Origin of the sequence: Peteryoungia algae (assembly GCF_030369675.1) — a bacterium.
Lineage (GTDB): Bacteria > Pseudomonadota > Alphaproteobacteria > Rhizobiales > Rhizobiaceae > Allorhizobium > Allorhizobium algae.
The window spans coordinates 1,751,229-1,762,869 of the sequence record NZ_CP128477.1 but is presented as its reverse complement, the minus strand read 5'-3'; the positions used below and the strand labels follow the sequence as shown (position 1 = coordinate 1,762,869).

At 61.8% G+C, this 11,641-nt stretch carries 13 protein-coding genes; all 13 read left to right on the top strand.

Annotation, left to right across the window (positions count from 1 at the left end; translation table 11 throughout):
• Positions 1-40: 40 nt before the first annotated feature.
• The 13 genes from urtA (at position 41) to ureC (ending at position 11,607) form a co-directional block, all read left to right on the top strand.
• The gene (urtA, locus tag QTL56_RS08635) at positions 41-1,330 is read left to right on the top strand and encodes an urea ABC transporter substrate-binding protein (RefSeq protein ID WP_229574413.1); all 1,290 of its coding nucleotides are present in this window, start codon (positions 41-43) and stop codon (positions 1,328-1,330) included.
• Between the two features lie 215 nt (positions 1,331-1,545).
• A complete protein-coding gene (gene urtB, locus QTL56_RS08630; RefSeq protein WP_245136256.1) occupies positions 1,546-3,150 on the top strand; it encodes an urea ABC transporter permease subunit UrtB in 1,605 nt (534 codons plus the stop codon).
• Positions 3,147-4,316, top strand: coding sequence for an urea ABC transporter permease subunit UrtC (urtC, locus tag QTL56_RS08625; RefSeq protein WP_245136258.1), 1,170 nt, complete (start codon positions 3,147-3,149; stop codon positions 4,314-4,316). The genes urtB and urtC overlap by 4 nt, the downstream gene beginning before the upstream one ends.
• A gap of 4 nt (positions 4,317-4,320) precedes the next feature.
• Positions 4,321-5,076, top strand: coding sequence for an urea ABC transporter ATP-binding protein UrtD (urtD, locus tag QTL56_RS08620; protein ID WP_229574410.1), 756 nt, complete (start codon positions 4,321-4,323; stop codon positions 5,074-5,076).
• 97 nt (positions 5,077-5,173) lie between these two features.
• Positions 5,174-5,869 (top strand): urea ABC transporter ATP-binding subunit UrtE, encoded by a 696-nt coding sequence (gene urtE, locus QTL56_RS08615; protein WP_229574409.1) that lies wholly within the window; start codon positions 5,174-5,176, stop codon positions 5,867-5,869.
• Between the two features lie 97 nt (positions 5,870-5,966).
• Positions 5,967-7,097, top strand: coding sequence for a CE1 family esterase (locus QTL56_RS08610; protein ID WP_245136260.1), 1,131 nt, complete (start codon positions 5,967-5,969; stop codon positions 7,095-7,097).
• Positions 7,040-7,858, top strand: a complete 819-nt coding sequence (locus QTL56_RS08605; RefSeq protein ID WP_229574407.1) for an urease accessory protein UreD — start codon at positions 7,040-7,042, stop codon at positions 7,856-7,858. The genes QTL56_RS08610 and QTL56_RS08605 overlap by 58 nt, the downstream gene beginning before the upstream one ends.
• 22 nt (positions 7,859-7,880) lie before the next feature.
• Positions 7,881-8,183 carry an urease subunit gamma gene (locus tag QTL56_RS08600; protein ID WP_054148370.1) on the top strand — a complete coding sequence of 101 codons (303 nt, stop codon included), beginning with the start codon at positions 7,881-7,883 and terminating at the stop codon, positions 8,181-8,183.
• A 10-nt stretch (positions 8,184-8,193) separates the two neighbouring features.
• Entirely contained in the window at positions 8,194-8,448 is a 255-nt protein-coding gene (locus QTL56_RS08595; protein WP_245136262.1) for a DUF1272 domain-containing protein, read from the top strand.
• A gap of 20 nt (positions 8,449-8,468) precedes the next feature.
• Positions 8,469-8,774 (top strand): urease subunit beta, encoded by a 306-nt coding sequence (locus QTL56_RS08590; RefSeq protein ID WP_153762644.1) that lies wholly within the window; start codon positions 8,469-8,471, stop codon positions 8,772-8,774.
• A gap of 24 nt (positions 8,775-8,798) precedes the next feature.
• Entirely contained in the window at positions 8,799-9,227 is a 429-nt protein-coding gene (locus tag QTL56_RS08585) for a lysozyme inhibitor LprI family protein (protein ID WP_245136263.1), read from the top strand.
• 12 nt (positions 9,228-9,239) lie between these two features.
• Complete coding sequence (locus tag QTL56_RS08580) at positions 9,240-9,890, top strand: glycosyltransferase family 29 protein (protein ID WP_245136264.1); 651 nt, start codon at positions 9,240-9,242, stop codon at positions 9,888-9,890.
• Between the two features lie 4 nt (positions 9,891-9,894).
• Positions 9,895-11,607, top strand: a complete 1,713-nt coding sequence (ureC, locus tag QTL56_RS08575) for an urease subunit alpha (protein ID WP_245136266.1) — start codon at positions 9,895-9,897, stop codon at positions 11,605-11,607.
• Positions 11,608-11,641: the final 34 nt, after the last annotated feature.

Genomic DNA, 11,641 nt, shown 5'->3' with positions numbered 1-11,641 from the left:
TTAACCGACCGGTTGCGACCAAGAAGAGGGGATCACAACAATGTCCATGAAGATGAAACTGACCGGCGCCCTGCTCGGCGCCATGCTGTCGACGACGGCCTTCCACGGCGCATTCGCCCAGGAAGAGACCATCAAGATCGGCGTCCTGCATTCGCTGTCCGGCACAATGGCAATTTCTGAAACCACGTTGAAAGACGCCATGCTGATGCTCGTCGAAGAGCAGAACAAGAAGGGTGGCGTTCTCGGCAAGAAGCTCGAAGCCGTCGTCGTCGATCCGGCCTCCGACTGGCCGCTCTTTGCCGAAAAGGCCCGCGAACTGATCGAAAAGGACAAGGTCGCGGCCGTCTTCGGTTGCTGGACCTCGTCCTCGCGCAAATCCGTCCTGCCGGTCTTCGAAGAGCTGAACTCGATCCTCTTCTACCCGGTCCAGTACGAGGGTGAAGAATCCTCGCGCAACATCTTCTACACGGGTGCCGCTCCGAACCAGCAGGCCATCCCGGCCGTCGACTATCTCGCCGAAAACGAAGGCGTCGAGCGCTGGGTTCTGGCCGGTACCGACTACGTCTATCCGCAGACGACCAACAAGATCCTCAAAGCCTATCTGATGTCCAAGGGCGTTGCCGAAGCCGACATCATGATCAACTACACGCCGTTCGGTCATTCCGACTGGCAGACGATCGTATCCGACATCAAGAAGTTCGGCTCGGAAGGCAAGAAGACTGCTGTCGTCTCAACCATCAATGGTGACGCCAACGTTCCTTTCTACAAGGAACTGGGCAACCAGGGCATCAAGGCCGAAGACATTCCGGTCGTCGCCTTCTCCGTCGGTGAAGAAGAACTCGCCGGTCTCGACACGGCTCCGCTGGTCGGCCATCTCGCCGCCTGGAACTATTTCCAGTCCGTCGATGCGCCTGTGAATGCCGAATTCATCGATACCTGGCACGCCTTCACCAAGAACGACAAGCGCGTCACCAATGACCCGATGGAAGCCGCTTACATCGGCTTCCAGGCCTGGGTTGCTGCCGTCGAAGCTGCCGGCACCACCGAGACCGATGCCGTTCTCGACTCGATCATTGGCGTGGCCGTTCCGAACCTCTCCGGCGGCACGTCGACCGTGATGCCGAACCACCACATCACCAAGCCGGTCCTGATCGGTGAAATCCAGGCGGATGGCCAGTTTGAAATCGTGCAGCAGACCCCGTCTGTCGTCGGTGACGAGTGGTCCGATTACCTGCCTGACTCCAAGGACCTGATCTCCGATTGGCGCAAGCCGATGGAATGCGGCAACTTCAACGTTGCTACCGGCAAGTGCGGCGGCAAGGGTAGCTGATCAGCTAGCCTTTGGGTCTCAGCCCCTCGCCTCCAGAGCAACGTGTTGCTCCGACCTCTCCCGCAAGCGTGGGAGAGGGGACGGCCAGTCAGCATGCTGGTCGCGATGGGCGAGGGCGCGGCAAATTTCCTTCTCCCCGTTTGCGGGGAGAAGGTGCCGGCCGGCGGATGAGGGGCTCCTCAGGCTCCGCTGCCAGCCATCCGGGGGACAAGAGAATGCTCATTCGTTTCATCACACTCACTTTGTTATTTTTCTCGCTTGCCGCGCCTTCGTTCGCGCAGAGCGAGCCGCGCGACCTCCTGAACGCACTCGGCAAGGCCAATTTCAAGCAGGCCGAAGAACTGCTCGGCCAGATCGCCGCAACGGGTGATCCGCGTGTCGTGCCGGCGCTCGAAGCCTTTGCCGAAGGTGATCTCTATGTCCGCAAGTCGGACAATCAGGTGGTCATCACCAAAGCCGCCGGCCGCAATTTTGCGGCCATCGATCCGCTGACGGGCGAGACGATCGCCGAGGAGGCGAAAGGCGCCTTCACCAAGATCAGGGTCAACAACAATCTCCGACGGGCAATCCGTTCCGCACTTGGCGGCCTGACGCTGCTCAGCCCCGAGCGCAACGTTCGGCTTGCTGCCGCACAGGCCGTTCTACAGTCGCCGAGCGCCGAAAACCTCGATCTGGTCGAGACGGCACTCGCCACCGAACAGGACCGGGAAGTCAAGGCGCGCATGGAAGAGGCGCGCGCCGTCTCGGTGCTCGCCTCCGATCGTTCAGTCGATGAGAAGCGTGCGGCGATCGATACTGTCGCCTCGCTTGGCGGACGGGAGGCCATTGGCATCCTAATGTCGGTGTCATCGACCATCGACGAAAGCCTCACACCCGATCTCGACTCGGCAATTGCCAAAATCGAGAGCAGCCTTCTGTTCTGGGACATGGGCCAGAATGTCTGGTACGGCATCTCTCTGGGCTCCGTGCTTTTGCTCGCGGCCATCGGCCTTGCCATCACCTTCGGCGTGATGGGCATCATCAACATGGCGCATGGCGAGATGGTGATGATCGGGGCCTACTCCACCTTCATGGTGCAGCAGGTCATCCGTACCGGCTATCCCGAGCTCTTCGACTGGTCGCTCGCGATCGCGCTTCCCGTTGCCTTCCTGGTGACGGCGGCAATCGGGCTGGTCATCGAGCGCGGCGTGATCCGCTTCCTCTATGGCCGGCCGCTGGAAACGCTGCTCGCCACCTGGGGCATTTCGCTCATCCTGCAGCAAACCGTGCGCACGATTTTCGGCCCGACCAACCAGGAAGTCGGCAACCCGTCCTGGATGTCCGGCTCGTTTGCGCTGGGTGGTCTGACGATCACCTGGAACCGCATGTGGATCGTGCTCTTTTCGCTCACCATCTTCTTTGCGCTTCTGGCACTGATGAAGCGCTCCGCCTTCGGCCTGCAGATGCGAGCCGTCACCCAGAACCGTCGCATGGCGTCCTCCATGGGCATCCGCACACCCTGGGTCGATGCCTTCACCTTTGCGCTCGGCTCGGGCATTGCCGGTATTGCCGGTGTGGCGCTCAGCCAGATCGACAATGTCTCGCCCAATCTCGGTCAGTCCTACATCATCGACAGCTTCATGGTCGTGGTCTTCGGGGGCGTCGGCAATCTCTGGGGCACGCTGGTCGGCGCCTTGTCGCTGGGCATTCTCAACAAGTTCCTCGAACCCTCGGTCGGCGCCGTGCTCGGCAAGATCCTCGTGCTCGTGCTGATCATTCTCTTCATCCAGAAACGACCGCGCGGCCTGTTCGCGCTCAAGGGAAGGGCGGTGGAAGCATGATTACCGGCTTCATCCTGCGTGCACTCGAAGGCAAGATCCTCATTGCCGCCGGCATTCTCGTAGCCTTTGCGCTGCTCATTCCGGCCCTCAACCTGCTGATGCCGCCTGACAGCGCCCTGCATGTGCCGACCTACATCATGTCGCTGCTCGGCAAATATCTCTGCTATGCGCTTCTGGCGCTCGCGCTCGACCTCGTCTGGGGCTATTGCGGGATCCTGTCGCTCGGCCACGGCGCCTTCTTCGCGCTCGGCGGCTATGCCATGGGCATGTATCTGATGCGGCAGATCGGCAGCCGCGGCGTCTATGGCGATCCCATCCTGCCCGATTTCATGGTCTTCCTGAACTGGAAGGAACTGCCCTGGTTCTGGTACGGCATGGACATGTTCCCGGTTGCCATGGCGATGGTGCTGATCGTTCCCGGCCTGCTGGCCTTCGTCTTCGGCTGGTTTGCCTTCCGCTCGAGAGTGAACGGCGTCTATCTCTCGATCATCACCCAGGCGATGACCTATGCGCTGATGCTCGCCTTCTTCCGCAACGACATGGGTTTCGGCGGCAATAATGGCCTGACCGACTACAAGGAAATCCTCGGCTTTTCCGTCCAGGCGGACGGGACGCGTGCGGTGCTCTTTGCGCTCTCGGCAATCTTCCTGGCGCTTTGCCTGGTCATCGCCTCCGGCATCACCCGGTCAAAATTCGGCAAGGTGCTGGTCGGTGTGCGCGATGCGGAAAGCCGCGTACGCTTTCTCGGGTATCGTGTCGAGAACATCAAGCTCTTCACCTTCGTCGTTTCCGCAATGATGGCGGGCATTGCCGGTGCGCTCTTCGTGCCTCAGGTCGGTATCATCAACCCCGGTGAATTCGCCCCCGCCAATTCGATCGAAGTGGTCGTCTGGACGGCCGTGGGCGGTCGCGGCACGCTGATCGGGCCAATCATCGGTGCCATCCTCGTCAATGTCGGAAAGAGCTACTTTACCGGCGCCTTCCCTGATCTCTGGCTGTTTGCACTGGGCGGTCTCTTCATCTTCGTCACGCTCTTCCTGCCGAAGGGCATTGTCGGAACGGTTCAGGCCAGTCTTGCGAAACGCAAGGATTATGCCCGCGAGGCGGACAAGGACGTGGCCAACGGCGACGTGAAACCCCAACCGGCCCCCGTGGCTGCGGAGTGAGACCATGAGCGACAAGACAACGTCCAGCCTGCTCTATCTCAACGGTGTCTCCGTCTCGTTTGACGGTTTCAAGGCGCTGAATTCGCTTTCGTTCATCGTAGAGCCTGGCGAGCTCAGGGCGATCATCGGCCCGAACGGCGCCGGCAAGACGACGATGATGGACATCATCACCGGCAAGACCCGGCCCGACAGTGGCGAGGTCTTTTTCGACGGAGGAAAGATCGACCTGACCAGTCGCGACGAGGCGGAGATCGCCCAGCTCGGGATCGGCCGCAAGTTCCAGAAGCCGACCGTCTTCGACAGCCATACGGTTTGGGACAATCTCGAACTGGCGCTCAACCGCAAGCGCGGCGTGTTCGCAACGCTGTTTTACCGCCTGACGGCGCAGGACAAGGCGCGCATCGAGGAAATTCTGGAGACAGTGCGCCTGACCCATCGCAAGGACGAGCTCGCTGCCAACCTTTCCCATGGCCAGAAGCAGTGGCTGGAGATCGGCATGTTGCTCGCCCAAGAGCCGAAGCTTCTCCTGGTCGACGAGCCGGTGGCGGGCATGACGGATGCCGAGACGGCGGAAACGGCCATTCTCCTCAAGGAAATCGCCAAGACCCGCTCCGTCGTCGTGGTCGAACACGACATGGGCTTCATCCGCGATCTCGGCGTCAAGGTGACGTGCCTGGCGGAAGGCTCGGTGCTGGCGGAAGGTTCGATCGATTACGTCTCGAATGACCAGAAGGTCATCGAGAATTATCTGGGGCGGTGACGATGGGCGCACTTCCAGGCTTACGCCTCTCGGCCCTGCCGGGCCTCTCCCACACAGGGGGTGACCCCTTGCACCAACCAAGCGAGGATCCCGCATCATGCTGACAGTCGAAAACGTCAATCTGCACTACGGCGCCGCACAGGCTCTCAGGGGTGTGTCGATCAATGCCGAGATGGGCAAGATCACCTGCGTGCTCGGCCGTAACGGGGTCGGCAAGTCGTCGCTGTTGCGCGCCATCACAGGCCAGCATGCCGTGACGGCCGGGACGATCAGCTTCAACGGCGAAAAGCTCAACGGCATGGCGCCTTTCAACCGGGCGCGCACGGGTGTGGGTTACGTGCCGCAGGGCCGGGAAATCTTTCCGCTTCTGACCGTCAAGGAAAACCTCGAAACCGGCTATGCTCCGCTCGAGCGCAAGGACCGCTTTATCCCGGATGATATCTTTGCTCTCTTCCCGGTGCTGGACACGATGCTGTCGCGGCGTGGTGGGGACTTGTCCGGTGGGCAGCAGCAGCAGCTCGCGATCGGGCGGGCCATGGTGACGCGGCCGAAGATCCTGGTGCTCGACGAACCGACCGAGGGCATCCAGCCATCCATCATCAAGGATATCGGTCGGGCGATCCGCTATCTGCGCGATACGACCGGCATGGCGATCCTGCTCGTCGAACAATATCTCGATTTCTGCCGGGAGCTGGCCGACCATGTTTACATCATGGATCGCGGCGAGATCGTGCATCAGGGGGCGGCCGAAACGCTCGATACGCCGGAGGCGCGGCGTCACCTGACCGTATGATTTTGCAAGACAGGGTTGATGATTTATTAGCGAAGTCGGGTTGATGCTGGGGACACGCGTGGTATTGAACGCGCATCTGCGAACAGAAGGCACATCCATGACAACCAGCACGGTTTTCCCACACGTGCGGGCACGCGGTATATTGCGCGTGGTCGCGGGGCTTTTTCTCTTGGGAGTCTCCAGCGTTGCCGCCCATGCGGCAGGCTGCGGAGAGCCGATCGAGCCCGGCCAGCATAGGCTGACCTTCCAGTCCGGAGGCGTCGAACGCGAGGCGATCTATGTCATTCCCTCAAATTACTCAGGGAAGAAGAAGGTTCCGCTGGTCCTCGATTTCCACGGTTCGAACAGCAATCCGGCGGTTCAGATCGGTCGCAGCCACTGGAACGAGGTTGCCGAGCGCGAGGGCTTCGTGGTCATGGCGCTCGCCGGAAGTCTGAAGGGCGAATTGCCCAATACGCATGCCTGGAACGTGCCCGGTGTTACCGCAGGTCAGGGAGCAGATGAATCCGCCGCTATCCGTCAGCTTCTGAAGCTTGCGAAGGAAACGCTCTGCATCGACGGCACGAAGGTTTACGCTTCCGGCTATTCCGGTGGCGGACGGATGCTGTCTCAGTATATCTGCAACGGCTTTGGCGACTTTGCCGCGGCTGGCTTCGTCATGGGGCTTCGTGCCGGCACGCCGGTGGAGGAAAACGGCGTTTGGCAGCCGCGTCGCGAAAGCTGCCAGCCGAGCCGGCCCGTATCGATCATCGCCTTCTCGGGCAGGAAGGATCACGTCAATCCGTTCGAGGGCGGTGGACGGGCCTATTGGCGTTATGGCGGCGAAGTGGCGCTCAATCGCTGGGCGGAACTGAATGGCTGCGCGACGCGGGCAGCCCTCGAGGCGGGCGAGAACGCTGACGTATCGACCCATACCGATTGCCGCGCGGGCACCAGCGTCGTCTCCTATGTGATCGCGAGTGCCGATCATGCCTGGCCCGCCCGGACGATCCGGTTCCAGCTTGCCTCCAGCAAAGACGACAAGGCGATCCGCGAGGTTGATGCGACCGATAGAATGTGGGAGTTCTTCAAGGCGTCGGGCGGCGAAATGATTGCGACGGTCGCGATCGATGCTGCCTGCGCCGACACACAGAAAACCGCCGCGATCAGCGATGGCGGGCAGGGGGCAAGGTGCACGCGAACCAGCAAACCAGACAGCAACGTGCCGTTGGTGTCGGACGACTTGTAACCAAGTCGCTCGGTGGGCGCACGCGCATCGCCGAGCTCTATCAGGAAGGGGCGGCGAAGATCCGCCTCCCCGAGACCTTCAGCGACGAACTGGAGGCTGTCATCATCAACACCGCTGGCGGCATCACCGGCGGTGACCAGTTCGACTGGAATTTCAGGGCGGGTCCTGGTTGTTTTCTCACCGCGACGACGCAGGCCTGCGAGAAGATCTACAAGGCTTCTGCCGGCACCGGCCAGATCACCACCCGTATCGAGGTGGGCCCGGGCGCCAAAATGCACTGGCTGCCACAGGAAAGCATCCTCTTCGACAATGCATCTCTCACCCGCCGACTGGACGTCGATCTTGCCGAAGACGCCGAGTTCCTCGCCGTCGAGGCGATCCTGCTCGGTCGCAAGGCCATGGGCGAGGCGATGAGCCGGGGCCTCGTGCGCGACCGCTGGCGGATCCGGCGTGACGGACAATTGCTGCATGCCGAAGACCTCAAGCTGGAGGGAGATGTCGCTGGCCTCGTGGCAGCGCCCGCCGTCCTTGCCGGTCGCGTCGCCTTTGCCACGCTCATCCTTGTCAGCCCGCGCGCCGAAGCGCTGATCCGCCCAATCCGTGAGCAGATCGGTGAAGAAATGGGCGGCGTAAGTCATTGGCAAGGCAAGCTTGTTGCCCGTGTCTCGGCCAGCGACGGATTTGCCTTGAGAAAAATACTTCTACCCATCATTTCAGCCTTGCGCGGGGGCGCTTCTGTGCCAAAAGTCTGGAACCTCTGACGATCACGCTATTGGAGCACGCATGAATCTGACGCCGCGGGAAAAGGACAAACTGCTGATCGCCATGGCCGCCATGGTGGCCCGTCGCCGGCTGGAGCGGGGCGTGAAGCTCAACTATCCGGAAGCGATCGCGCTGATCACCGATTTCGTCGTCGAAGGCGCGCGTGACGGCCGCATGGTGGCCGATCTGATGGAGGCCGGCGCGCATGTCATCACCCGGGACCAGGTGATGGAAGGCATTGCCGAGATGATCCACGATGTGCAGATCGAAGCGACTTTTCCTGACGGGACGAAGCTCGTGACCGTGCACGAACCCATTCGTTGAGGAGCTGATGATGGCGCTGGAACTGAGGCCGAACTGCGAATGCTGCGACCGGGATCTGCCGCCGGAGAGCCCGGCGATGATCTGCAGTTTCGAATGCACCTTCTGCGCCGACTGCGCCTCGACCACGCTTGCCGGCATCTGCCCGAACTGCGGCGGTGAACTGGTGCGCCGGCCGATCCGTCCTGCGGCCAAGCTCGCCAAGAACCCGGCCTCGACCAAACGCATCCTCAAAGCCGAGGGCTGCCAGCCCTCGCGTGCTGCCTGAACCTGCTGAAGGAGAGATCGATGATCCCCGGGGAAATCATTGCCGCGCCAGGCGAAATCGAACTGAATGCCGGCCATCCGACCGTGACGATCGAAGTCTCCAACAGCGGCGATCGTCCGGTGCAGGTCGGCAGCCACTACCACTTCTTCGAGACCAATGCCGGGCTGATCTTCGAACGCGACAAGGCGCGCGGCATGCGGCTCGACATTCCCGCTGGGACGGCCGTTCGCTTCGAGCCGGGGCAGACGCGGCAGGTGACGCTGATCCCGCTCTCGGGCAAGCGCGAAGTCTACGGATTCCGCCAGCAGGTCATGGGCAGCCTGTAACATGCAGGAGGTGGGAGGCCGATCATGGTGCGGGCGATGAATTGGGGCGTGATCCTCGTGCTGTGCGGTTGCGTATTGCTGCAAGACGCGCCGGCCTCAGGCGAGGACGTGCGGGACGTCGATTGCAACAATGCCATGACCCAGGTCGACATGAACCAATGTGCGGCCGAGGACTATCGACACGCCGATGCCGCGATGAATGCCCAATGGGCCGAGACACGCGCCGCCATGCTCGCATGGGACAAGGCGTCGCCACCTTCGGACCAGAAAGGTGCTGCCAAGCGGCTTCTTGTTTCGCAACGCGCCTGGCTCGCCTATCGCGATGCGGCCTGCGATGTCGAAGGTTACTCGGTCCAGGGTGGTTCGATGCAGCCTTTGACGATTTCGTCCTGCCTTGCGGAGCTGACCACGCGCCGTACGGAAGAACTGAAATCGCTGGTCGGGCTCTATTGAGGGTGTGAGGCGATGGCTCGGGCTAGACAGATCATGATCGTGGGCAATGGTGCGGTGGATGAGGGGGCAGGTCCCCTGATCGACACGGCCGACATGGTCATCCGCTTCAATGGCAGCCGCAATTTTGGCGCCGCCGGCCGCAAGACCGATGTGATCGCCGTCTGCAATACGGGACGCCCGGGTGCTGGCATGCTCGCCGATGCCGCCTGGCGCGACAGCGAGGCTGTCGGCCGCGCGGCCGCGATCTGGTCGGTGCGCGATCCCGACCTGTTTGCCGCCCTGAAGCCGGATCTCGCGATCAGCCATCCCGAACTGGATGACTTCTGCGACGATTACACCGATGGCTTTGATGCGTTTGCGACGGCAAACGGCAAGCAACACCGGATCATCCACCGCTCGGTGCATGAAGCACTCGATGAAACTCTCTTCGGGCTTGGTGCGGAACCCTATGTCGTGCCGTCCAGCGGCATGGTCGTGATCCAGGCGCTGTTGTCCGATCCCCGGCATGCCAGCGACACGATCATCCTCGCCGGTTTCGGCCATAGTGGCTGGGACGGCCATCCCTTCGAAGCCGAGCGCCGATTGGTCGATCAGCTCATTGCCAGCGGCCGCGTGATGCGGTTGCAACCCCTCTTCGCTTCCTCCCTAAGCCAAGGAACCTGATGCCATGTCCTTCAAGATGTCCCGCGCCGCCTATGCTTCGATGTTCGGTCCGACCACGGGCGACAAGGTGCGTCTTGCCGATACGGAACTGTTCATCGAGGTGGAAAAGGATTTCACCACCTATGGCGAAGAGGTGAAGTTCGGCGGCGGCAAGGTCATCCGCGACGGCATGGGGCAGAGCCAGGTGACGCGTGCGGATGGCGCCGTCGACACTGTCATCACCAATGCGCTGATCCTCGATCACTGGGGCATCGTGAAGGCCGACATCGGTCTCAAGGACGGTCGTATCGTCGCGATCGGCAAGGCCGGCAATCCGGATACCCAGCCCAACGTCAACATCATTGTCGGCCCCGGCACGGAAGCGATTGCAGGCGAAGGCAAGATCATCACCGCTGGCGGCATGGACGCGCATATCCACTTCATCTGCCCGCAGCAGATCGAGGAAGCGCTGATGTCGGGCCTCACCTGCATGCTCGGCGGCGGCACGGGTCCGGCGCATGGCACGCTTGCGACCACCTGTACGCCGGGTCCCTGGCACCTGGCACGGATGATCGAGGCGGCCGATGCCTTCCCGATGAACCTTGCGTTTGCCGGCAAGGGCAATGCCTCGTTGCCCGGCGCACTCGAGGAAATGGTGCTGGGCGGCGCCACCTCGCTCAAGCTGCACGAAGACTGGGGCACGACGCCCGGTGCCATCGATTGCTGCCTGTCCGTTGCCGACCAATTCGACGTGCAGGTGATGATCCATACGGATACGCTCAACGAGTCAGGCTTCGTCGAGGACACCGTCAATGCCATCCGCGGCCGCACCATCCATGCCTTCCACACGGAAGGGGCAGGCGGCGGTCATGCGCCCGACATCATCAAGATCTGCGGCCAGATGAATGTCATACCGTCGTCGACCAATCCGACGCGGCCCTACACGGTCAACACCATCGCCGAGCATCTCGACATGCTGATGGTGTGCCACCACCTTTCGTCTTCGATCCCGGAAGACATCGCCTTTGCCGAAAGCCGCATCCGCAAGGAGACGATTGCGGCGGAAGACATCCTGCACGACATCGGTGCCTTCTCGATCATCTCGTCCGACAGCCAGGCCATGGGCCGCGTCGGCGAAGTCATCATTCGCACATGGCAGACGGCTGACAAGATGAAGCGTCAGCGCGGCGCCCTGCCGTCTGAGACCGGCGACAACGACAACATGCGCGCCAAGCGCTACGTGGCGAAGTACACGATCAACCCGGCGATCGCCCATGGGATGAGCCACGAGATCGGCTCGGTCGAAGTCGGCAAGCGCGCCGATCTGGTGATCTGGAACCCGGCCTTCTTCGGCGTCAAGCCGGACATGATCCTGATGGGGGGCATGATTGCGGCAGCACCCATGGGGGATCCGAATGCCTCGATCCCGACGCCGCAACCGGTGCATTACCGTCCGATGTTTGGCGCCTATGGCAAGGCGCGCACGAATTCATCCGTCACCTTCGTCAGTCAGGCTGCCATAGATGGCGGTCTCGGCAATCGCCTCGGTGTCGCCAAGCAACTCGTGGCCGTCAAGAACACGCGTGGCGGCATTTCCAAGAAGTCGATGATCCACAACGACCTGACGCCGCATGTGGAAGTGGATCCGGAAACCTATGAAGTGCGCGCCGATGGCGAGCTGCTGACCTGCGAACCGGCAGCCAAGCTGCCGATGGCGCAGCGCTATTTCCTGTTCTGACGACAGGCAGCGCGCGTCCGATGCGCGGTTGATC

Bases quoted from the DNA above. Each gene is read 5' to 3' on its own strand.
- urtA (WP_229574413.1), top strand. From the start codon at position 41: ATGTCCATGAAGATGAAACTGACCGGCGCCCTGCTCGGCGCCATGCTG.
- urtB (WP_245136256.1), top strand. From the start codon at position 1,546: ATGCTCATTCGTTTCATCACACTCACTTTGTTATTTTTCTCGCTTGCC.
- urtC (WP_245136258.1), top strand. From the start codon at position 3,147: ATGATTACCGGCTTCATCCTGCGTGCACTCGAAGGCAAGATCCTCATT.
- urtD (WP_229574410.1), top strand. From the start codon at position 4,321: ATGAGCGACAAGACAACGTCCAGCCTGCTCTATCTCAACGGTGTCTCC.
- urtE (WP_229574409.1), top strand. From the start codon at position 5,174: ATGCTGACAGTCGAAAACGTCAATCTGCACTACGGCGCCGCACAGGCT.
- QTL56_RS08610 (WP_245136260.1), top strand. From the start codon at position 5,967: ATGACAACCAGCACGGTTTTCCCACACGTGCGGGCACGCGGTATATTG.
- QTL56_RS08600 (WP_054148370.1), top strand. From the start codon at position 7,881: ATGAATCTGACGCCGCGGGAAAAGGACAAACTGCTGATCGCCATGGCC.
- QTL56_RS08595 (WP_245136262.1), top strand. From the start codon at position 8,194: ATGGCGCTGGAACTGAGGCCGAACTGCGAATGCTGCGACCGGGATCTG.
- QTL56_RS08590 (WP_153762644.1), top strand. From the start codon at position 8,469: ATGATCCCCGGGGAAATCATTGCCGCGCCAGGCGAAATCGAACTGAAT.
- QTL56_RS08585 (WP_245136263.1), top strand. From the start codon at position 8,799: ATGGTGCGGGCGATGAATTGGGGCGTGATCCTCGTGCTGTGCGGTTGC.
- QTL56_RS08580 (WP_245136264.1), top strand. From the start codon at position 9,240: ATGGCTCGGGCTAGACAGATCATGATCGTGGGCAATGGTGCGGTGGAT.
- ureC (WP_245136266.1), top strand. From the start codon at position 9,895: ATGTCCTTCAAGATGTCCCGCGCCGCCTATGCTTCGATGTTCGGTCCG.